Source organism: Streptomyces gardneri, from assembly GCF_006539185.1.
GTDB lineage: Bacteria > Actinomycetota > Actinomycetes > Streptomycetales > Streptomycetaceae > Streptomyces > Streptomyces gardneri.
The window spans coordinates 139,527-160,941 of record NZ_BJMN01000002.1; the positions used below are offsets into that span (position 1 = coordinate 139,527).

Below are 21,415 nucleotides of genomic sequence, written 5' to 3' on the forward strand. Positions count from 1 at the left end.
CCGACCGACCCCGCCCTCAGCGGGGCCAGTCGGGGGCCGGGTCGTCGTCGAGCAGGGGCCGCAGCGCGCCGACGAGCGCACCGACGCACACGTCCCGCAGTTCGGTGCGGGTGCACGTCTCGTGCGTCAGCCAGTCGACGCACAGCACCTGGACGAAGACCAGCCAGCTCTTCACCACGGCCGACACGGCCTCCCGGGACCGGGCGTCGGCGAGCGGCAGCACACCGAGCAGGCGCTCGCGCAGGGCGTCGAGTTCGTCGTTCATGATCGTCTGGACGAGCAGGTCCCCGGCCAGGACGCGGTTCGCCGCGAGGACGGTGTTGCGGTTCTCCGCGAAGTACTCGATGTGGGCGTCCAGGCCCTCGACGAGCTGCTCGACGAGCGTGTCGGCGGGGTCGAACCGCGCCTTGGCGAGCAGCTGCTCGGAGACCTCCCGGTAGAGCGCCGCGAAGAGGTCGCGCTTGCCGGGGAAGTGCTGGTACAGCAGCGCGCGGGAGACTCCGGCCTGCTCGGCCACTTCCTCCATCAGCACGAGGTCGTACGGCTGTGCCGCGAAGAGCCGCGCGGCGACTCCCAGGAGTTGGGCGCGGCGGTCGGCGGGGCTGAGGCGTCGGCGGGGAGGCACTCCGCCACTTTACTTGACATGCGTCTAGTAAGCGGCCGTACTCTACTGAACGTGCCTACTGGACGCGTGTCTACTAGCTGGGGGTTGCCGACATGACCAGAGCCAAGACGCTTCGAGGGCTCGTCCTGACGATGGGGTACGCCTGCGTCGCGATCGGGATCGCCCACGTCCTGCTCGGCAACGCCTCGATCCCGGGCGCCGAGTCGGCCGGCCCGACGATCGACAGCCTGGGCCGCTTCTTCGGCGCGATCTTCGCCGGGTACGGCCTCGCCTGGCTCTGGGCGGCCAGGCAGCGGCCCATCCCCGCCACCGCCGTCCGCCTGCTCACCGCGGTGTTCCTGCTGGGAGCCCTGGGCCGCCTCCTCTCGCTCGCCGTCGAGGGCTGGCCCCACGCGTTCCAGGTGGCGCTCGCCGCCCTGGAACTCGCCCTCTCCCCGCTGCTGTTCTGGCTCGCCGACGCGGAGGAGAAGGCGCACTCCGCGCCGCGCGCCCCGGGCGCGACCGTCTGACGGGCGGCGCGCGCGTCAGCCCCGGCGCCGGACCGACCGGCGCCACCCCGGTCGCGACGGCGCGACGCGAGGCGCCCCCTGGCCGAGCGCCGCCGGCTCGCCGAGAGCCCCGGCCGCCGTCCGCCACGCCTCGGTCACCGCGCCGTGGGCCAGGGCGGTCGCCGCGGCCACGTCCTCCGGCAGCCGGATCGGCGCACCGATGTGCACATGCAGCCCGGGCCTCCGGACGGGCGCCGTGAGGACCCCCGCGATCTGCTTCGTCCGCCCGCCCGAGGTGATCCGGCGGGCACCGGCCTGCCCGATCGGGACGACCGGCGCCCCGGTCGCCCGCGCCAGTCGCGCGAGCCCGGTGCGGAACAGCTCCGGCGGGTTCTCCGCGGCGTCCCCCCGAGGCGGGATGCGGCCCTCCGCGTACAGCATCACGTGCCGCCCCGAGGCGAGCGCGACCGCCGCGTGGTCCAGGGCGGCGGCGGCCCGCGCCGAGTTCCGGTGGACGGGCACGTGACCCTCCCGGGCCAGGGCCCGGCCGAGCAGCGGGATCCGCCAGAGCCCCGCGGCGGCCAGCAGGACGGGTTCGACGGCCAGCCGCCCGCGCAGCGCGGCGAGCACGAGCGCCGGGTCGGCGAGCGAGGTGTGGTTGACGACCAGGATGCTGCCGGGTTCGAGGCGGGTCCCGGGGTCGGTCGTGACGGTGAGACGCCCGAAGAACGGGACGAGGTTCGCGGCGAGACGGCTGAGCACGGGTGGGCCCCCTGGATCCGAGGACGAAGCGGTGAACAGGACCATCGTCCCGAGACCCCGCGGCCCGGACATGAGCACGCGTACTCATCCGCCGTGCGCGCGGCACCCCAGGACGCGAGCCGGTGTCCGGCCCGCATCCCGTTCGGTCTACGCTGAGGCCCCAGCACACACATGACGGTGAGACAGCCACGTACGGGAGAGGGGGGCCGAACCGGTGATACGTGCCGCGCGACAGCTCACGGCTCTCCTGACCGTGGTCCTCTGCGCCCTGTGGTCCCTGCTCCTGCTCCAGACACCGGACGCCCAGGCGGCCCCCGCCCCCGCGCCCGTGTCCGTCACCGCGTACCCCGAAACGGCGCATGACGGCGAGACCTCCGGGGCCGCGCACGACGGCGAGACCGTCAGGGCCTCGCATCACGCCGAGACTGCCGGGGCCGCGGACCACACCCCGCACGTCGGCGCCAAGCGCGTCACCACGCCGCCGGATCCGCATCTCGCGGCCGACACGGTCGCCGAACTCCCGGCCGCCGTCGAGCACTCCGTACGCTTCCCGGTCCCGCCCGCCGCGCCGGCCGCCGCGGTGCCCGACCTCTCCGTACCCGCCCGCGGCGTCCTCGCGGGCGGTCCCCGACGTGAGCGCGCGCCGCCCGGCGACCGCCACGCACCGCGGGACTCCCGCGGCCCTCCCGCTCCCCGGCACAGCTGACGTTCTCCCGCGCCCGCCGTCCGGGCCATCGGCATGTCCCGGACCGGTCCTTCATCGGCGCGTATCCGACCGTTCGTCCGGCACGGACGGCAGGGCCCCACCAGGTGGCGGCCCGCCGACCGTGCGCCGCCCGTGGAGTCACCCATGTCCTCCCTGTCCTCCCGTGCCGTCCTCTGGCGCGCGCTCCTCGCGCTCGCCGTCGTCGCGCTCTCCGTCTGGATCACCCTGACCACCCCGCCCCGCCTCGGACTCGACCTCCGCGGCGGGACCCGCATCGTCCTGGAGACCCGGGACACGCCCTCCGTCCGCGCCGACGCGGCGGCCACCGACCGCGCCCTGGAGGTCCTGCGCAAACGCGTCGACGGCCTCGGCGTCGCCGAACCCTCGCTCGCCCGCTCCGGCGAGCGCCGCATCGTCGTCGAACTCCCCGGCCTGCGCGACCCGCGCCAGGCCGCCGAGGTGATCGGCCGAACGGCGCAGCTCACCCTGCACGCCGTCACCGGCGCCGCCGAAGGACCGGCCGGACCCGCGGCCGCCGACGGGAAGCGCGTCCTCGCCGACCCGGACGCGCCGGGCCGCTTCCTCGCCCTCGCGGCACCCGCCCTCACCGGCGAGGGCGTCGAGGAGGCCGAGGCCACCCTCGACACCACGACCGGCCGCGGCTGGACCGTCGACCTCTCCTTCCGCGACCGGGCCGCGGACACCTGGGCGCGGCTCACCGGCGACGCCGCCTGCGCGGCGCCCGGCGACCCGGCCCGCAGGGTCGCGATCGTCCTCGACGACCGGATCGTCTCCGCCCCCGCCATGCAGTCCGGCGTCCCTTGCGGAGCGGGCATCGGCGGCGGCTCCGCGCAGATCACCGGAGGCTTCTCCGGGCAGGAGGCGCGCGACCTCGCCGCGCTCGTCCAGGGCGGTGCGCTGCCCGTGCCCGTGACGACCGTCGAGCAGAGCACCGTGGGACCGACGCTCGGCGCCGACGCCATCCGCGCCAGCGCCCTCGCCGCCGTGATCGGCCTGGCCTGCACCGGCGTCTTCGTCATCGTGGTCTACCGCCTCCTCGGTCTCCTCGCGACCCTCTCCCTCCTGCTGTACGGGCTGATCTCGTACGCCGCCGTCGTCGCCCTCGGAGCCACCCTCACCCTGCCCGGACTCGCGGGCTTCGTCCTGGCCGTCGGCATCGCCGTCGACGCCAACGTCCTGGTCTTCGAACGGGCGAGGGAGGAGTACGCGGCCCTCGGCCGTCCCGCCGCCGCGCGCGATCCTCGCCGCCCGGTGGCGACCGCCTTCGGCAAGGTGTGGAGCGCCGTCGCGGACTCCAACGTCACCACCCTGCTCGCGGCCGGCCTGCTCTTCGTGTTCGCCTCGGGCCCCGTCAAGGGCTTCGGTGTGACGCTCGCGATCGGCGTCGTCGCCTCGATGCTCACCGCCATGGTCATCACCCGCCTCTTCGCGGAGTGGACCCTGCGGCTGCCCGCCGTGCGCCGGCGGCCGGCGATCATCGGCATCGCCGGCCTCGGCCGGCTGCGGACGCGCCTCAACCGGCGCGTGCCCCGGCTGATGGCCCGGCGCCGGCGCTGGCTGATCGGCTGCGCCGCGCTCCTGATGGTGGCTCTGTCCGGGATCGGCGTCCGAGGCCTGGAACTCGGCGTCGAGTTCACCGGCGGCCGGGTCGTCCAGTACGCGGCCGAACGGCCCGTGGACGCCGACACGGCACGCGCGGCCGTGGTCGGCGCGGGCTTCTCCGACGCCGTGGTGCAGACGACGGGCGACGAGTCCGTCTCGGTACGCACCAGGGAGACCGGGGACGACGAGCAGCGGGAGATCCGCGAGGCGCTGAGCGGCGTCGCGGGACCGGTCGCCGTGGAGCGAGACGACCTGATCGGCCCGAGCCTCGGCGGCGAGCTGCGCACCCATGCGCTCATCGCCCTCGGTCTCGCGGTGGCGGCCCAACTCCTCTACCTGACCGTCCGGTTCCGCTGGACGTACGCGGCGGCCACGGTCGCGGCCATGACCCAGGACGTCCTGCTCGTCGTCGGCCTGTTCGCCTGGCTGGGCAAGCCCGTCGACAGTGTGTTCCTCGCCGCGCTGCTGACGGTCGTCGGCTACTCGGTCAACGACTCCGTGGTCGTCCTCGACCGGCTGCGCGAACTGCGGCGCCGGGGCGGCGGCATCCCGCTCCCCGACCTCGCCGACAGGGCCGTCGCCCAGACCCTCCCGCGTACGGTCAACACCGGCATGGGCGCGCTCTTCGTCCTGGTGGCCCTGGCCGTCCTGGGCGGCGACTCGCTGACGGACTTCTCCATTGCCGTGCTCGCCGGCGTGGTGTTCGGCATGGCGTCCACCGTCTTCACCGCGATGCCGTTGGCCGTCACCCTGGAGTCCCGCCACCCGGCCCCCGCACCGCAGGCCACGGCCGCTCAGCGGCAGCGGGCGGGCTCGGGCCGGGACCGCTCGGGTGCGGTGGTCTGACGCCTCGACCCCCAGGGATCCCGGTAGCCGGTAGCCGGTAGCCGGTCGCCAGGGACCCGGCAGCCGGTCGCCGGGAATCCCTGTAGCCGGTCCCCAGGGATCTCAGCCGCGCCGCGGGCCTCGGTCGAGCTCGGCCTCGATCAGGTCGGCGGCGCGGCGCGTGCCGCCCTCCTGCGCCATGTCCGCCTGGATGCGGGCGGCCCGGCGGGCCACCTCGGGGTCGTCGACGAGCGCGAGCACGGCCTCGCGCAGCCGCTCGGGGGTGACGTCCTCCATCGGCAGGTGCCGGGCGACCCCCAGGGCCTGCAGCACCTCGGCGTTCCCGAACTGGTCGACGGCCTGCGGGACGGCGACCATCGGCGTCGCGGTGGCCAGTCCCTCCTGGCTCCCGCCCGCACCCGCGTGGGTGACGAAGACGTCGGCCTGCCGCAGGATCGCCAACTGGGATACCCAGGAGTGCACTTCGACATTGCCCGGCAGGTCACCGAGCTCGGCGGCATCGACGAACCGCCCGATCTGCAGGACGACGTGCCAGTCCGGCAGCGTGCGGAACGCCTCCGCGCAGGCCCGGTAGAACTCCGGCCGCTTAGTGAAGGAGGAACCCAGCGACACCAGGACGACCCTCTCCGCGCCCGCCGGCCGCCGCCACTCGCCCTGGCCGGCGCGCGCGCCCTGGCAGGCGCCGACGAAGGTGTAGACGGACTCGTCGACCCGGTCGGCGTGCGGCTGGAGCGCCCGGGGGATGAGCACGAGCGCGCGCCTCGGCCGCGCGATCAGCCGGTCCGGAGGGGTGTCGACCCCGTGCTCGGCCAGCCACGCCTCGAACCGCGCGTAGTACGCCTTGCCGCGCGGCGACGCCTTGAGCTCGGCGAACATCGGCTCGGCGACCTCCTCCTCGTACCCCTCCCACGGCACGAGGTTCGGCCACAGCGAGAGCGCGGGCACGCCCCAGGTGTGGGCGAGGACGGGGGCCGGGTAGGCCGTGATGTCGTGGAGCACCAGGTCCGGCACGTCCTCCTCGAAGGCCTTGGCGAGCTGCGGCAAGGCCTGCACGGCGTCGTTCAGGAACGGTTCGACGTGGTCGATGAGCTCCGTGCCCCAGGCGTCCGGGTCGTCGTCGGTCGGCAGCGTCGAGGCGTAGACGACGGGCGTGGCCCCGGTCTCCGCGACCTTCTCGGCGAAGGGGGCGGGGATCGCGTAACTGACGCGGTGGCCGCGCGCGACGAGCTCGCGGACGACGTCCAGGCTCGGGTTCACGTGTCCGTGGGCGGCGATCGAGAACATGGCGAAGTGGGCGGGGGGAGCGGGGGTCATGGCGGACACCCTAGATACGGCGATACGTACCGTTGACCGCCGCGAAGTCCGATCCGACCCGCCGGACGAGCCACCGGCGCCCGCCCCCGTACGAGAAGGGCGGGCGCCGGGACTGCCGTTCGGTGGAGCCACTCGGGTACGGCGGACTGACGGGGGCCGGGCGTCGGCTGTCGCGGAACGTGCCGACTGTCGCGGAAGGTGCCGGCTGCCCGGCTACCCGGTAGGGCGACGGGCGCCGCGCCGGGTGTGGGACGCAGGCTCGGGCGCCGGTTGCCCGGTCGGCGTCGGTTGCCGGGCCGGGCCTCGGCTACCTCGGCAGGCGGTCGAGCAGCGCCGTGAAGTCGGTGCCGGCCGGGAGCGTGCCGAAGGCGAGACCGCGGTCGCCGGCGAGGCGGGACGCGCAGAACGCGTCGGCGACCGCGGTCGGCGCGTGCCGGACCAGCAGCGAACCCTGGAGCACGAGAGCGGCCCGCTCGATCAGCCGCCGGGCGCGCAGCTGCGCGTCCTCGGTGAGGACGAGCTCCGCGCGCAGCTCGCGCCACGCGGCGTCGAGCCGCCGGTCCGCCCCGAGGGCGGCCTCGATCTCCGCGCCGAAGGCGTCGAGGGACTCCGGCTCACGGGCCAGCGCGCGCAGCATGTCGAGCGCGTTGACGTTGCCGGAGCCTTCCCAGATGCCGTTGAGCGGGGCGTCGCGGTAGAGGCGGGGCAGGCCGGACGCCTCGTCGTAGCCGTTGCCGCCGAGGCACTCCAGGGCCTCGGCGACCGCGGCCGGCTGCCGCTTGCAGACCCAGTACTTGCCGACCGCCGTGGCCAGCCGCAGGAAGGCGCGCTCCCCGGCGTCGCCGCGCTGGGCACGGTCCGCCGCCCCGGCCAGGCGCAGCGCGAGAGCGGTCGCGGCCTCCGACTCCAGGCCGAGGTCGGCCAGGACGTTCCGCATCAGGGGCTGCTCGACGAGACGCGCGCCGAAGACGGACCGGTGGCGCGCGTGGTGGGCGGCCTGGGCGAGCGCGGCGCGGGTACCCGAGGCGGAGCCGAGCACACAGTCCAGCCGGGTCATGGTCACCATGTCGATGATGGTGCGCACGCCCTTGCCCTCGTCGCCGACGAGCCAGGCGACGGTGTCGTCGAACTCGGGCTCGCTGCTGGCGTTGGAGCGGTTGCCCAGCTTGTCCTTGAGCCGCTGGATGCGGAACGTGTTGCGGCTGCCGTCGGGCAGCACCCGCGGCACGAGGAAGCAGGACAGGCCGCCGGGCGCCTGGGCGAGGACGAGGAAGAGGTCGTTCATCGGCGCGCTCGTGAACCACTTGTGCCCGCGCAGCCGCCAGGTCCCGTCCGGCTGCTCCTCGGCGGTGGTGGTGTTGGCGCGGACGTCGGTTCCGCCCTGCTTCTCCGTCATGCCCATCCCGGCCAGCAGACCGCGCTTCCCGCCGGGCGCGCGCAGCCCCGGGTCGTACACCCGGCTCGTGAGCAACGGCTCGTAGAGCGCGGCGAGTTCGGGGGAGCGGCGCAGGGCGGGGACGACCGCGTACGTCATGGAGACGGGGCAGCCGTGCCCGGCCTCGGTGCTGCTCCACACCATGAACCCGGCGGCGCGCGCCACATGGGCGCCGGGCCGCGGATCGGCCCAGGCGCTGCCGGCGAGGCCCTCGCTCACCGCCACGTCCATGAGGGAGTGGTACGAGGGGTGGAAGTCGACCTCGTCGACGCGGTGGCCGTAGCGGTCGTGGGTGCGGAGCACGGGCTCGTACCGATTGGCCTCCTCGGCCCAGCGCTGCGTCTCCTCGCTGCCCGCCAGCCGCCCGATCCGGTGCAGGTCGTCGAGGTACCACTCCGCGCCCTCCCGGCGCACACCCTCGATCAGCACCGGGTCGTCGGCGACGTCGTGGCCCGAGAGCGGCGGGGGCTGGTTGGTCACCTCGTGCGTCACGGCGCTCGGGGCGGTGCGGGGGACGGTGGCGGTCATCGGATTCCTCCAGGTGGCGAGTGGTGGAAGGAGGTGCGCGTGCGTCACGGCGCCGGCGCGGCGCCCGCGCAGCGCAGGGCCATGGCGACGAGTTCGACGAGGAGTGCCTCGGTGCTGCCCTCGTCAGGGGTGCCGAGCGGATCGACGAGGACCTCGCCGATCGCCCCGGTGAGGGCGGCGGCGGTGATCCGCCCGTCCTGCGGCGGCAGCAGCCCCGCCGCCATGCCCTGCTCTACCGTCTCGGCGAACAGGGCCCGGTAGCGCAGGCGGTAGGCGAGCCGCTCGGCGCCGACGGCCGGTTCGGCGGGCGCGGCGAGGAGCGCGTACGCAAGCCCGCGGTTCTCCAGGGCGCGCCGGGCGAAGGTCTCCACGCCCCGGGCGAGGCGCTCGACGGGGTCGCCTTCGGCGCGCAGCACCTCGCCGAGGACCTCGACCTCATGGCCGGAGGCACGCCGGAACACCTCGACGGCGAGGGCGGCCTTGGACGGGAAGTGCTGGTAGACCGAGCCGGCGGCGATCCCGGCCGCGTCTGCGACCGCCGTCACGGACGCCTGCGCCCAGCCGACCTCGGCGACGACCTCGGTCGCCCGGGCGACGAGGTGGTCGCGGGCGGTTTCGAGCCGACGGAGCTCTGCGGGGGTCTTGCGGTAGGCCATGGAAGAAGTGAAGCATCATTCAGAGCTTCCCGCCATGGTCCGACGGCTACTCACCCATGGATCGAGTAGCGGATGAGTAGGGGAGCCCACGCGGGGCGCGACGGCGGCTGCCTAGGCTCCGGATCATGAGTCGAGTGCTGAGCCGAATGCCGCGTCCCGCGGCGAGTCCCCCGCCGCGGAGCCGTCGCGCCCGCCCGTTCCTGTGGCTCGGCGGCGGCCTGCTCGTCGCCGGCGTGTGCTTCGCGGGCCACTGGGTGTGGAACGGCCCTCCGTACCCGAAGGCCGACCCCGACCGGGTCGCCGCACAGCTCAAGGCGGAGGCGCGGCGGGTGTACGACGAAGCGGCCCTGCCCGGCGCCCCCGACGCGCCCTCGCGGGTGGAGCCGGGCACCTGCTACTACCGCGGCCTGAGGTCCCTCGCCCACATCGACCAGGGCAGGAGCGACGTGCGCAGCTTCGGGCTGTCGTGGCAGATCGTCGGCGTACCGGAGGACACCGCCCGCGCCGCGCAGGACCGCACCCGCCTGCGCCTGGAGCGGGAGGGCTGGAAGCTCGTCAGCCAGAACGTCTCCGACCGGGGATTCCGCTTCGAACGCCCCGGGAGCGGCGACCTGGTGGACGTGGACTGGTACGAGCCCACGTCGACCTTCGTCGTCCATGTGTACGCCCCTTGCGGCGAGCTGCCGGACGGCTTCGACGCGTACGACTGGCCGCAGACGGACTGGACGCCCGCGTAGGCGCCTGCCCGAGCGCCCTGCTCATGGCTCCGCGTGGACCTCCACGCAGGCGTCCGCTGCGGGGCGGTCAGAGACCGGTGACCTTGGAGCTCGCCGACAACTCGTAGACCAGGGTGACCTTTCGGCGCCCGCCGGGCGGCAGGGCGACGTCCCAGCGGACGATGCCCTCGGCGTCGACCTCGTCCGGCACGGGCGAGCACGCGTCCGCCCGCAGACGCACCTCCACCGCGGCGACTTCGGAGACCGGGATCCGCTCCCGCAGCGCGACCACCCGGTCGTCCCGCTCGCCGGGGCCGGAGAACCGCGACAGGTACAACTGGACCGTACGGGTGACCACGGTCCGCTGGGTGATCCCGGTGGTGTCGCGCTTCTCCTCGGCCCGCCGGACGACCCGGTAGTCGTCACGGCTGCCGAAGGCCAGCTCGACGGGGGCGCCGGGAGCGGCGAACTCCAGCGTGCCCCGACCGCCGAACCCGCCGTCACGGACCAGGTCCACGGGGCCGGCCAGCAGCGCGTGGCCGGAGAGGTTGTCGAACCGCACGACCTGGGTCACCAGGGGGGACAGCTCGGGGGAGCAGGCGTACTCCCGGTGCGCGGCGGTCGTGAAGGCGGAGAGCGGCACGCGGTGGGCACGCCCGTCACCGGGCACCGAGACCGGCGCGGGAGACCTCAGCACCCGTGCCTCGCCGCCGTCGTCCACCCCCGGCAGACCGAGCACCGGAGCCGGGCCGAGGTTCCCGATCTCCTCCTCCCGCAGCTCGACGTCGACGGTACGGCGCTCCGCCGCAGAGCGGTCCTTGAGCGTCAGACGGTCCTCCGCGAGCCGGGGCGGCTCGGTGGCCAGCGCCGAGCGGGCCGTCGACAGGGTCAGGCGTACGTCCGACCAGTCCTCGCCCGTGCGCTGCCAGACCGTCGCCTCGGTCTCCAGCGTCAGCGACTTCCCGTCGAGCACGGCCCGATAGGCGGGCCGCCACAGCGCACACGAGGTCAGATGGCTCAGCCGCAGGCCGGCGGGCCCGGCGGCCGGGGCCTCCACGGTCAGCTCCACATGGCCGACCAGCTCGGCGGGCTCCTCCTCGGCGAGCTCCATGGCCCGTCGGCAGGAGACGAGTTCGGCGGTGACGGCGGACAACCGGGCCTCGACGGTACGGAGTCGCTCGCCGTGCTCGTCGCGCTCCTCGTCCACCCGGTCGAGCTCACGGGCCCAGCGGGGCCGCTCGCTCTCCCCGTGACCCGTGCCCTCGCCGATCTCCCGCAGGACGTCCGAGGCGAGGCGGCCGAGCAGGGCGAGCCGGGCGCCGAGCCGGTCGCGCCGCTGCTCCAGGGTGACCCGCTCCTCTTCGAGGGCGTGGACGCGGCGGCGCAGGTCCGAGTCGTCGTCGGCCGACGGCAGCGGACCGCGCGGCGTCCAGTCGCGGACGATCCGCACGTCGAGCACGGTCGCGGGACGACCGGCGGCCGGCTCGTCGGTGCGTTCGGCCCTGATGTCGGAGTTCACTCCGACGGTCGTCAGGGCGGTCACCTCGGCGTGGAGGGTGCGGTCGACGGCCAGCGCGCTGATGGGGCCGAGACGCAGCCGCTGGACCCCGGCCACCAGGTCGAGCACGGTGGAGCGTTCGACGTGGGCGCGGTCCTCCAGGCAGGTGACGGCGGTGACGGGGAGAGGTATCGGCTTCGGGTCCGTGGACATGAAGGGTGTCAGCTCCTGCGGTTGCCGCCGACCAGGGCCTTGCCGGTCGGGATGCGGATCTCGTAACCGCCGTCGAGGGCGGTGGTGGCGCCTGCGGGCAGGTCGACCCGCCAGACACGGGTGCCCGGTGCGTGGCGATCGGCCCCCGTGTCGGCGGCGGGCGTCGTCCAGTCGGCGCGCTCCTCGATCCGCACGTCCGACTCGGAGGTGACCGGCACCCGCTCGTGGACCTCGACCGTGACGGGCCTCGCGAGCCCGTTGGCCAGCTCCACATGGACGCGGTGGTCGAGGACGGTGGTGTTGTTGCGCAGGCCCGAGGTCGACTCGTGGACGTTCGTGCGCCGCGTGACCCGGATGCCCTCGGCAGGTCCGAGCCCCACCCGGCGGACTCCGCCCGGCGCGAGCGTGGGCAGGGCGGCGGTCAGCAGGAAGTCGTCGTCGACGGTGACCTCCACGGGCCCCGCGAGGAGGGCCTGAGGGGTGGAGTTGTCGAGGACCAGCGTCGCGTACACCGTCGGTTCCACGGACGGCACGCAGAGGTACTCGGTGCGCAGACCGACCGGGATCTCGCCGACGGTGACGGTGTGCCAGGTGCCGTCCGAGGGGATGTCGGCGCGGGCGGCGGCGTCGAAGCGGTGGTCGAAGGAACCGGCCGACTCGCGGGGCCGCCTGGCGTGCCCGGGCAGCGGCAGCGCGGCCACCGCCTCGGCGCGCCGGCGGTGCTCGGCCGCCACGGGATCGAAGGGGGCGTCGGGGAACAGCCGGCCCCTGCGCGAGCCCTGCTCCTCGGGGCCGGACAGGACGAGGGCGGCGTAGTCGAGCTCGGCGCCGCTCGGTCGCGGCGGACCGTTCACCGGCGCCGGAGGGGGCGCAGGCGCGGCGGGGGCGGGGGCGGGGGCGGGCGCGCCGGGTGCCGACGGCGCCGGCGGGGGAGCCATGCGGGCCAGGGGAGCGGGGGCGCCGGTGAAGGCCCCGCCGACGGCACGGCGGCGGTCCTCCGAGAGGCCACCGGCCGGTCCGCCGGGTGCGGGGAGCGCGCCGGGAGCACCGCCGTAACCCTGCGGCGCCGACGGAAGAGGCATCGATGGCGGCGGTGGGGGCGGTGGGGGCGGCGCAGTGAATCCGGGTGCGCCGCCGGCCGCCTCGCCCCAGGCCGCGGTCCCGCCGACAGCCGGCCGAGGCCCTGCCGCGTCGAAACCGGAGAACAGGTCGGCGAGCCCCGCCGGAGGCTCGCGCCAGCCGGACGGCGCGGCGGCTTCCTGACGGCGTCCGACCCGGATCGAGCGGAGCTGCGGCAGATCCGTACGGCGACGGAGATCGGCGGTGGCCAGCGCGACGCGCACGCCGGCCCAGTCCTCGCCGGTCCGCTGAGCGACCGAGGCGCGCAGCATCAGGCGCCCGGTGTCGTCGCCCTGACGGTGACGGAGACGGTACGTCGGCACCCAGACGGCACCGGGCACCCCGTACTCCACCTCGACCTCCACCTCAGGGTCACCCTCGACGTCACGGCCGGCCTCACCGGCACCGGCGACGTCGAGGGTCAGGACCGCGCACACCGAGGTCTGCACGTGCGCCTGAGGGGCGTCGGTGGAGGCGCGGTCGAGCCGGTCGGTGGCGACGGTCACCTCGTGCTCGGCGACGCGCAGCGCCTCCTCCAGCTCGACGAGGCGCGCGTGCTGAGCCGTCAGCCGGTCGTCGACGAAGTCGGCGAGCTCCAGCCAGGCGTCGACCGGGGCACGGCGGTGCGGATCCTCGCGCTTGCGGGCGGGTGCGATGGGGCGAAGGGCCTGGACCTCGTCGATGCGCTCCCGCTGCCGGTCCCGGCGCCCCAGCGCAGCCTTGTACACGTCGAGCAGCCGCTCGACCTCGCGCCGCGTCGCATCGGACGCCCCGGTGCCGATCGGCTCGGCCTCGACCTCCACCCGAGCCTCGGTCACCCGCACTCCGGCCGCTCCCCGGACACGAGCCCGCAGGGACCCGGGGTCCAGCGAGCGGGGCAGGCCCGTCACCCGTATCCGGCCGTCGGAGGGCAGAACACCCCGGGCGAGACGGACGCAGACCGCCCCCTGCGCGTACACGACGACCGAGTCGAGTGCCGACCCCCACCGCCGTACTTCCCCAGTCGCCATGTACTCCGCTCCCCACCGCGTCGATGCCGACCGAAGCCTACGTCGGCTGTCGGGGACGGTGGGCGGGGATCGGCGATGCCGACGCGCGCGGGGCGCTCGGCCAGACCCAGAGCAAGCTAGGGCTGGGCCAGCTTCCGGAAGAGCGCGTCGATCTCCGCCCGGTCGGCGACCAGCGGGAGGGTGCCGAAGGACAACTCCCACTCACCGCCCGGGCCGAAGCGCTCCACGATCCCGAAGGGATGTCCTTGCCCTTCGATCCGGAGACCGTGAGCCTCCCGGAGCCTCGATCAACCACCTACTCCCTCACGCTTCAGCGAGTCGCAGCCTTCGCCGAAGTTCGCCTACGTCCGCGGCGGTCAGGTCGTGGGTGTGTCCCGGCGTGGCCTGGGAGAACAAGAGCGGTGTGCCGTCGGGGCGGTCGAACGACCAGGGGTCCTGCCCTGTCACACCCCCGCCCACCAGGCCATTTCACACTCCCGGCACAGGATGAAAGAGGTCCACTCGTCGCCCGTCTGGCTGTGGGGAGTGGCGGGGGGAGAGGCTGCGCACGACTGTTGGTGAGGAAGGGCCATCGATTCTCTATTCGTAAAGGAGACCGCTATGGGTTCTGAAAGGGGCAGGAACCAGCCCTCGGTCGACGTCGAAGTCGACGACGCAGGCCGCATCATCGTCAATGCGCCGGAGATTGCAACGCAGCTACGAGAAGCAAAATCTTCCTCACCTGCCATGGCGCGAACCGTAATCAACAATGGTTGCAACCTCGTGCCCATGTGCGGCTTCACCCCGCAGGAGTAGCGAGCGGTCGACCGAGACCCAAGTGCCTGCGGCCGCGACTGGCCGGCCGCAGGTGGCTCCGACTCCTCTCCTGTCGAACACTGTTCGCCTTCGTCAACGCATCGGGGTGTGATCCATGAGTAATTCAGCCGGCTCGTCCAGTCGTGCGCAAGAAGCCTTCCAGGAAGAACTCGTCGCATCATTCACGGATGAAACCCTGCACTTGATCATCCTTCCAACTGAGCAATGCAATTTCCGTTGCACATACTGCTACGAGGACTTTGCGATCGGCCAGATGGATCCGACCACGGTGCAGGGCATCAAGCGGCTGTTGGACAGAAGGCTGGATGGGCTGCAGCGCTTGAGCATCTCGTGGTTCGGTGGCGAGCCCCTCTTGGGGCGAGGAGTGGTGGAGGATGTGTCGACCCACATCACCGAAGCAGCGGCTGCCAGGCCAGGACTGCGGTACGAGGCCGATATGACCACCAATGGCTATCTCCTCGATCTTCCGACGACGGAGAAGCTGGCAGCGCTTGGCATCCGCGCCTACCAGATCTCCCTGGATGGGCCGGAAGCCGTACACGACACCACCCGCGTCAGAGTCAACGGCAGCGGCACCTTTCAGCGCGTCTGGAACAATCTGTTGTCGATCCGGGCAAGTAGGGTCCCGGTGCGTGTCACTCTCCGAATCCATCTCGCGCCCGCCACCTTGTCGTGTATGCCGGACTTCCTCGTTCAGGTCCGTGACACATTCCTTGACGATGAGCGCTTCTCCGTCAGCCTCAGGCCGGTCGAACGAATGGGCGGCCCCAACGACGAGTCCATTGACATCATTTCAGGGAGCGCACGGGCCAAAATCATCGAGGACCTTGAGGAGGTACTCGGTGCCCGGCCATCCACCTCGCGAGAACCCAAATCCATGGATGTCTGCTACGCGGCACGTCCGAACTCGTTCGTCATTCGGTCCAACGGCAACATCGCGAAGTGCACCGTGGCGCTCAATGATCCGGCGAACAGCATCGGACACCTGCTGCCTGACGGCACACTCCGGATCGACAACGAGCACCTGATGCCTTGGGTGCGCGGATGGGCACGTCGCGACCGGAACTCCGTGCGCTGCCCCTACGTCGGCATGCCGCGTTCGGCACCGCAGCTTCTGCAGATTGGTCCCGGCCCTCGGCCACGAGTCGACGCGCGGAGCAACCCGAGCGCAGATCCGGTCCTGCGAGGGCGCGGCCAATCAGAAGTGGCAGCCGGTCGGTTGATGAGGTGAGTCACCTGTGCGGCGGATGCCTCGGCTCCGCCGGACACGCGCCCGGGGGCCCGTCCGGCGTCACGGTGCGGCTCGAAGCCGATGTCAGCCGGTCTCAGCCGATCCGGGCGGCGATGATGCGCGCGCAGTCCAGGGACTCGGTGTGCGTCGTGTCCACCTCCAGGTCGTAGAACACGTCCTTGTGCACCGACTCCGCCTGCGTCGCCGCCATGCCCTGGACACGGTCTCCCCGCGCGATCTCCCGGCCGGCGGCGGTCTCGCTCGCGCACCGCACGCCCACCCACAGCACCGGTACGTCGCCGAGTGCCGTCCGCCACCGCTGCTGTGACGCCGATCCGCCGAGGAAGACGTCGTCGATGATGATCCGCGCGCCCGCGCGCGCCATCGTTGCGACGCCTGCCCGCCAGGCCGCCTCCAGCGTGAGGAAGTCCGCCCCGATGCTGACCTCGCCGTCCGCCGCGAAGGCGATTCCGTCGTCCGAGGCCTGCATCCGCGCGGGCAGGGCGTCGACGAACGAGTCGCAGCCGAAGGCCAGCCAGGAATCGGGCAGCACCGATTGCAGACACCGCACGATCCCGGACTTCCCCGAGCTGGAACCGCCGTTGAGGATGATCATCTGAGTCGTCACCGCGTCACAGTAGGGCGCCGGGCGCGCGGCGCGAAACGCGTTTTCGCCGGAAGTGCGTCCGCTGCGGGCCCTACGCTTTGTCGAGTACGACAGATGCCGTCCGTCCACCCGTGGAGCAGCACCGATGATCACCTGGCGCAGGCTCGGCGAAGCCGACTTCCCGCAGGTGGGGGAGTGGCTGTCCCAGCCGCACGTCGCACGCTGGTGGAACCATGAGACCTCGCCCGAGGCCGTCGCGCGCGACTTCGGCCCGGCCGCCCGGGGCGAGGAGGCTTCGGAGGACCTGTTCGTCCTCCTTGACGGCCGGCCGATCGGCCTGATCCAGCGCTGCCGCTTCGCCGACTACCCGGAGTACGAGGCCGAGCTGAAGGCGGCCGAAGTCGCCGTACCGGACGGTGCGATGACCCTCGACTACCTGATCGGCGAACCCGTTCTGACGGGTCGGGGCCACGGTGCGGAGCTGATCCGGGCGATCGTCGCGGCGACCTGGACCGACCACCCCGGAAGCACCACGATCATCGTCCCCGTCCACACGGCCAACCGTCCGTCCTGGCGGGCCCTGGAGAAGGCAGGCCTCCACCGAGTCGCCGAGGCCTCTCTCGAACCCGACAACCCGATCGACGACCGTGCCCACTACGTGTACCGGATCGACCGCCCGATCGACCCACTGAGCGACCCCGCCGCGAGGTGACGGCAACCGGGCCGCCCTCGGACTACCCGCGGCCCCGTGGCCGCCGCCCGGCATCCGCCGACACGGACCGACGCCCCTCCTCGGCGAGCGCTTCGAGCAGCGTGGTGAGGGCCGGGTGGGCGGGCGCGCCCTCGCGGACGGCCGCTTGTACGGTCCTGACCGGGCGGGGGTTCCGTACCCTGCGCAGCACGACGTCCGTACGGCGGCCGCCCGTGCCGAGCCGGGGGACGAGGCCGACGCCGAGACCGGCCGCGACGAACCCCAGAGCGGTCGCGTAGTCCTCGCTGCCCGCCACGAAGTCCGGGCTGAACCCCGCCGCGGCGCACGCCCCGAGCACCACGTCGAGGCACGGCCCCTGAGGCTCGCTCCCGACCCACGGCTCGGCGGCCAGATCGGCCAGGTCGAGGACGCGCCGCGCGGCCAGCGGGTGCCCCGGCGGCAGCGCCGCGAGGTACTCGTCGTCGAGCAGATGGACGAGGCGGAGGCCGGGGGCCGTGTCCTCGCGCGGCCGGACCACGACCGCGACGTCCGCGTCTGCCCGGGCGACCTCGGCGAGCGCTTCCTGAGGATCGAGCAGTGTGAGGTCGAGCCGGACGCCGGGGTGCTCCCGGCGGAGCCGGGCCAGTGCGGGGGCCACCAGCGCGGGACCGACCGAGCCGAAGTAGCGGACGGCGAGGCTGCCGGTCCGGCCGGCCCGTAGATCGGCCAGGGCGGCTTCGGCCTCGGCGAGGTTCCGGCTGATGGTCGCGGTGTACTGGGTGAGGAGCAGGCCGGCCGCCGTCGGCCGTACCCCGCGGCCTGCCCGTTCGAGCAGGGCGGTCCCGGCCTCCCGCTCCAGGGCCGCCACCTGCTGGCTCACCGCGGACGGTGTGTACCCCAACTCCGCTGCTGCGGCGGTCACCGATCCGCTGGTGACCACGGCCCGCAGGATCTGCATCCGTCTCACGTCAAGCATGTAGTTCAGCTTAAGCGTGCTGAACCATCTTGTGATGGTGCTGAAGGGTGGTGAGGCGGCATCGTGGTTCTCCTCAGCCGGACGGGGTCCTGGGAAGGGGAGACCGAGAGTGAAGAGTGCCGAGAGCGGAGTACGGGCCGGGGCCCGGATGGGCGTGCTCGCCCTGTTGTGGGGGTCGACCTTCCTCTGGATCGAGCTGGCCCTGCGTGCCCTGTCCCCGCTCCAGGTCACCGTGGCCCGCTGCCTCCTCGGCGCGGGCACCCTGCTCGTCCTGTGCCTGGCGACAGGGCGGCGCCTCCCGCGCGGTCGCGCCGTCTGGGGCCATGTGTTCGTGGCGGCCTTCTGGTGCAACGCCCTGCCGTTCGCGCTGTTCAGCCTCGGCCAGCGGACCGTCGGCTCGGGACTGGCCGGAGTGCTGAACGCGACGACCCCGCTCTGGTCCCTGCTGCTCGGCCTCGCCCTCGGTACGGAGCGCGGTCTCCGCCCCGTCCGCGCAGGCGGCCTGCTGCTCGGCTTCGCCGGCGTGGTGGTGATCTTCGCCCCGTGGCAGGGCACGGGACAGGTCGGCTGGGGCGCCCTGGCCATCGTCGCGGCGGCGGCGAGCTACGCGGTCGGCTTCGCGTACATGGGCCGGCACCTTGTGGGGCGGGGCCACGCGACGCTGTCCCTCTCCTCCGCCCAGCTCGTCGCAGCGACCGTCCTGACCGGGCTGAGCCTGCCGTTCGACGGCCGGCCCCCGGCTCACATCCCCCCGGCGGGCCTGATCGCGGTCGTGGTCCTGGGGATCTTCGCCACGGGGATCACGTTCCACCTCACCTACCGGATCATCGCCGACGAGGGCGCCACCAACGCCGCGACCGTCGGCTATCTGCTGCCCGTGGTGTCGCTGGTCCTGGGATTCGTGGTGCTGGACGAACCCTTCAGCCCGCGCGCGGCGGCGGGCATGGTGGTCGTGTTGGTGGGTGTGGGCATGACGCGCCGCAAGAAGCCGCTGCAAGTTCCTCTGGCAAGAGGACCGCGTCGGACTCGTCCTGGCCTCCCCGATCCTCTGGCCCCGCGAACCAAGTGATCGCTCTTTGGCCAATCCTGTGGCCTGGTCCGGCAGGAGGACGGGTCCTTGACGACCGCCTCGCACGCCACCAGGCCCGCCGCGATCCGCACGGGGTTCGAGTCGCCGCTCACGTCGAGCTGTTGCACCGCGGCCCGCGCTGCGGACCGCGTCGCGAAGGAGAAGCAGTCCCCGTGCACCAACACGATGTCGGCCGCCACCCGAACCTGGCCCGACCGCCGCCCGTCGTCCGTGTCCGGCGACCTCGCGGTCTGTCTCGCTGCACGCGCGCAGGCTGCGCGCGCCGTCGTCCGTGGTGCCAGGCGACAACGCGTCGACCGGAGTTCACGTCGCCTCAGTCGTGGCAGGCCTCCAGGAGCGCGCGCCCGTGGCCGAGCAGCAGTTCGTCGTCGGCGCAGCGGTAGCGGATCCTGCCGGTGCCGCCCGTGTTGTCGTGGCGGCGGGCGGCGAGGAGCTCCTTGCGGACGACCGGTACGGCGGACCGTGCCGCGGTACCCATCTGCGCCCAGACGCCCGCCACGTCCGGCCGGTTGTCGACATGCGCGGACCAGGCGCGCAGCAGTACGGGCAGGGACTCCTCCTCGTCGCGGCCCGCCTCCCACAGGGCCGTGGCGAGGGCGCCCGCGACCCAGCCGCCGTTCTCCTCGGGTGACGCGACGAGCCCGCGCAGCTCGGGCAGCAGGCCCGCGGCCTCGGGCCCCATGCGGGCGATCACCCGCAGGGCGTCGATCCGCCCCGACCAGTGGTCCGCGGTGAGCCCCAGGGACAGGACGGGCAGGACGGCCTCCGTCTCGCCCCCTGCCGACCAGAGCGCCGCAGCCGCGTGGACACGGAGGTGCGTCTCGCCCTCCCGGGCCAGTCGCCGCAGCTCCGGCAGGGCCTCCCGTGCCGGCTCGCCGAGCTCGGCGAGTGCGCGCACGGCGTCGCGGAGCACGGGGCGGGCCACGTCAGCGGGTGCCCGCAGGATCCGCAGGGCGGGCCCGACCGCCTCGGCGACACCGGTAGCGGCCGCGGCCTTCAACAGGTGTTCCGTACGGCGGGGCTGCTTCCCGGGGACGATCCGGGACAGCCTCCCGAGCAGCACGGGCGCGAGCGCGGCGGCCGCCGCCGGGGCCATCCTGCCGATCCAGTCGCCGAGGTCCTCGGGCACCTCCCCGAACCGCAGCACGTCGCCGAGCGCGGGGACGGCCCGAGCGTCCCCCTGCGCGGCGAGCGCGCACAGAGCCGCCCCGTAGGACGTCTCGCGCCACCGGGCCTGCGGGAGGAACTCGGGTCCCCCCGCCACCCGCGCGGCCAGGGCCTCCACCGCCGGGCCCCCGATCGCGTACAACCCCTCCAGCTCTCCGGCAGCCCACCGGACGATGCGGTGGTCCGCCTCCCGGAGCTGCTCGCCCAGGAGCCGCACGGACTCCTCGTGAGGGCCGCGCCAGCCGGTGAGGAGCAGGCCGCCCATGTCGATCGCCTCGCGCCTCTGCCCCCAGTCGGGACTGCGCAACTGGTCCTCCAGGAGCGAGAAGCGCTCGGCGACCCGGTCGTCCAGGGCGCGGTGCAGCTCCCCGAGAAGCTCCGTGGCCCAGGGGGCCTTCACCGAGCCGCGCCGGGATGCCCTGAGCTGACGAAGGTAGGAGATCAGCGTCGGAGTCCCGGACCTGACGCCGTCACCCTCGGCCCCCTTCCCGGCACCTCCCTCGGCGCCCTCCTCGACATCCCGCTCGACGTCCTCCTCCGCCCCCTCCCGGGCCTCCCGCATGGCATCGAGGGCGATCCCGACGGCCCGCTCCGGAAGCGGTCCGGACGGCGAGCAGCGGGCGAGCTGCACGAGAGCCGACAACCGCAGCCCGGGGTTGTCCGGCCCGTCCCCGTGGTTGAGCAGGGCGGCCAGAACGGCACCCGACGCGTCCGCGAACTCCTCGTACCGGACGCCCAGTTCTCCCACAGCCGCGGCCAGGGCCCGCAGGGTGCCCCCGTCCCGCTCCACGGCGAGCCGCCGCCGCAGCACCGTCAGTACTTCCTCCGGATCGCCGTGCAACTGCACCAGCGCACCCGGCACCGCCCGCCGCAGCCGAGCGTCGGGATCCGCGAGGACGTCGAGGAGCACTCCGCTGCGCGCACGGGTGTCCGACTCGGCCCGCGCGAGGAGCTCCGCCCAGGCGGCGTACTCGTCCTCGTCGTCGGACCAGAAGTCCATCTCCTCGGGGTCGCGGCCGTCGCCGTCGATGCTGCGGAGCAGCTCGACGATCTCGCCCCGCCCCGGCAGCCCGGCCGTCGCGACCAGCTCGAAGAGAAAGGGGACGCAGGCCACCGTGCTGTCGTACACGTCCCCCTGGTGGTGCACCGCGCCGTACATCCCGTCGAGCGCGATCTCCCGCTCGGCCGCGTCGACCGAGGCGAGCCCCTGCAGGAGCTCGGGCACGTCGGAGGCGTTGCCGTACGCATGACCCATGGACGCCCAGTCGACGTCGTCGATCCCCGTGAACATGATCACC

Annotated in this window: 18 protein-coding genes; 8 read left to right on the top strand and 10 right to left on the bottom strand. The window is 73.6% G+C overall.

Features of this window, described 5'->3' with window-relative positions; genetic code table 11:
- Positions 1-16: 16 nt before the first annotated feature.
- On the bottom strand, positions 17-625 hold the full coding sequence (locus tag SGA01_RS01345; protein WP_141292466.1) for a TetR/AcrR family transcriptional regulator: 609 nt from the start codon (positions 623-625) through the stop codon (positions 17-19).
- A 92-nt stretch (positions 626-717) separates the two neighbouring features.
- On the opposite strand from SGA01_RS01345, the gene SGA01_RS01350 reads away from it, so the two are divergent.
- Positions 718-1,134 carry a DUF4345 domain-containing protein gene (locus SGA01_RS01350; RefSeq protein ID WP_141292467.1) on the top strand — a complete coding sequence of 139 codons (417 nt, stop codon included), beginning with the start codon at positions 718-720 and terminating at the stop codon, positions 1,132-1,134.
- Positions 1,135-1,149: 15 nt separating this feature from the next.
- On the opposite strand, the gene SGA01_RS01355 is transcribed toward SGA01_RS01350, so the two are convergent.
- Complete coding sequence (locus tag SGA01_RS01355; protein ID WP_229917688.1) at positions 1,150-1,875, bottom strand: lysophospholipid acyltransferase family protein; 726 nt, start codon at positions 1,873-1,875, stop codon at positions 1,150-1,152.
- A 214-nt stretch (positions 1,876-2,089) separates the two neighbouring features.
- Here SGA01_RS01355 and SGA01_RS01360 point away from each other — a divergent pair, with 214 nt between their 5' ends.
- Both SGA01_RS01360 and secD read left to right on the top strand, forming a co-directional pair.
- Positions 2,090-2,581 carry a hypothetical protein gene (locus tag SGA01_RS01360; protein WP_141292468.1) on the top strand — a complete coding sequence of 164 codons (492 nt, stop codon included), beginning with the start codon at positions 2,090-2,092 and terminating at the stop codon, positions 2,579-2,581.
- A gap of 144 nt (positions 2,582-2,725) precedes the next feature.
- A complete protein-coding gene (secD, locus tag SGA01_RS01365) occupies positions 2,726-5,050 on the top strand; it encodes a protein translocase subunit SecD (RefSeq protein WP_141292469.1) in 2,325 nt (774 codons plus the stop codon).
- 102 nt (positions 5,051-5,152) lie between these two features.
- On the opposite strand, the gene mgt is transcribed toward secD, so the two are convergent.
- From mgt to SGA01_RS01380, 3 genes are all read right to left on the bottom strand, one after another.
- Positions 5,153-6,364: a macrolide-inactivating glycosyltransferase gene (gene mgt / locus SGA01_RS01370; RefSeq protein WP_141292470.1), complete on the bottom strand. Its 1,212-nt coding sequence runs from the start codon at positions 6,362-6,364 to the stop codon at positions 5,153-5,155.
- Positions 6,365-6,671: 307 nt separating this feature from the next.
- Positions 6,672-8,327, bottom strand: coding sequence for an acyl-CoA dehydrogenase family protein (locus tag SGA01_RS01375; protein WP_141292471.1), 1,656 nt, complete (start codon positions 8,325-8,327; stop codon positions 6,672-6,674).
- Positions 8,328-8,371: 44 nt separating this feature from the next.
- Positions 8,372-8,983 carry a TetR/AcrR family transcriptional regulator gene (locus tag SGA01_RS01380; RefSeq protein ID WP_141292472.1) on the bottom strand — a complete coding sequence of 204 codons (612 nt, stop codon included), beginning with the start codon at positions 8,981-8,983 and terminating at the stop codon, positions 8,372-8,374.
- A gap of 125 nt (positions 8,984-9,108) precedes the next feature.
- On the opposite strand from SGA01_RS01380, the gene SGA01_RS01385 reads away from it, so the two are divergent.
- Positions 9,109-9,720: a hypothetical protein gene (locus SGA01_RS01385; protein ID WP_141292473.1), complete on the top strand. Its 612-nt coding sequence runs from the start codon at positions 9,109-9,111 to the stop codon at positions 9,718-9,720.
- Between the two features lie 67 nt (positions 9,721-9,787).
- Here the strand turns inward: SGA01_RS01385 and SGA01_RS01390 are convergent, their stop codons facing one another.
- Together SGA01_RS01390 and SGA01_RS01395 are read right to left on the bottom strand one after the other, a co-directional pair.
- A complete protein-coding gene (locus tag SGA01_RS01390) occupies positions 9,788-11,410 on the bottom strand; it encodes a DUF4139 domain-containing protein (RefSeq protein WP_141292474.1) in 1,623 nt (540 codons plus the stop codon).
- Between the two features lie 8 nt (positions 11,411-11,418).
- Complete coding sequence (locus tag SGA01_RS01395; RefSeq protein WP_141292475.1) at positions 11,419-13,539, bottom strand: DUF4139 domain-containing protein; 2,121 nt, start codon at positions 13,537-13,539, stop codon at positions 11,419-11,421.
- A gap of 600 nt (positions 13,540-14,139) precedes the next feature.
- Here SGA01_RS01395 and SGA01_RS01400 point away from each other — a divergent pair.
- Together SGA01_RS01400 and SGA01_RS01405 are read left to right on the top strand one after the other, a co-directional pair.
- Positions 14,140-14,334: a hypothetical protein gene (locus SGA01_RS01400; protein ID WP_141292476.1), complete on the top strand. Its 195-nt coding sequence runs from the start codon at positions 14,140-14,142 to the stop codon at positions 14,332-14,334.
- A gap of 115 nt (positions 14,335-14,449) precedes the next feature.
- Positions 14,450-15,586, top strand: a complete 1,137-nt coding sequence (locus SGA01_RS01405) for a radical SAM protein (RefSeq protein ID WP_141292477.1) — start codon at positions 14,450-14,452, stop codon at positions 15,584-15,586.
- Between the two features lie 94 nt (positions 15,587-15,680).
- Here SGA01_RS01405 and cpt read toward each other — a convergent pair whose 3' ends face one another.
- Positions 15,681-16,214 (bottom strand): chloramphenicol phosphotransferase CPT, encoded by a 534-nt coding sequence (gene cpt, locus SGA01_RS01410; RefSeq protein ID WP_229917690.1) that lies wholly within the window; start codon positions 16,212-16,214, stop codon positions 15,681-15,683.
- Between the two features lie 124 nt (positions 16,215-16,338).
- On the opposite strand from cpt, the gene SGA01_RS01415 reads away from it, so the two are divergent.
- Positions 16,339-16,905, top strand: coding sequence for a GNAT family N-acetyltransferase (locus SGA01_RS01415; protein WP_141292478.1), 567 nt, complete (start codon positions 16,339-16,341; stop codon positions 16,903-16,905).
- A gap of 22 nt (positions 16,906-16,927) precedes the next feature.
- Here the strand turns inward: SGA01_RS01415 and SGA01_RS01420 are convergent, their stop codons facing one another.
- Positions 16,928-17,860, bottom strand: coding sequence for a LysR family transcriptional regulator (locus SGA01_RS01420; protein WP_141292479.1), 933 nt, complete (start codon positions 17,858-17,860; stop codon positions 16,928-16,930).
- Positions 17,861-18,008: 148 nt separating this feature from the next.
- Between SGA01_RS01420 and SGA01_RS01425 the strand changes: the two genes are divergently transcribed.
- Complete coding sequence (locus SGA01_RS01425) at positions 18,009-18,929, top strand: DMT family transporter (RefSeq protein ID WP_218037798.1); 921 nt, start codon at positions 18,009-18,011, stop codon at positions 18,927-18,929.
- Between the two features lie 334 nt (positions 18,930-19,263).
- Here SGA01_RS01425 and SGA01_RS42545 read toward each other — a convergent pair whose 3' ends face one another.
- On the bottom strand, positions 19,264-21,408 hold the full coding sequence (locus tag SGA01_RS42545; RefSeq protein WP_141292481.1) for a HEAT repeat domain-containing protein: 2,145 nt from the start codon (positions 21,406-21,408) through the stop codon (positions 19,264-19,266).
- Positions 21,409-21,415 lie beyond the last annotated feature (7 nt).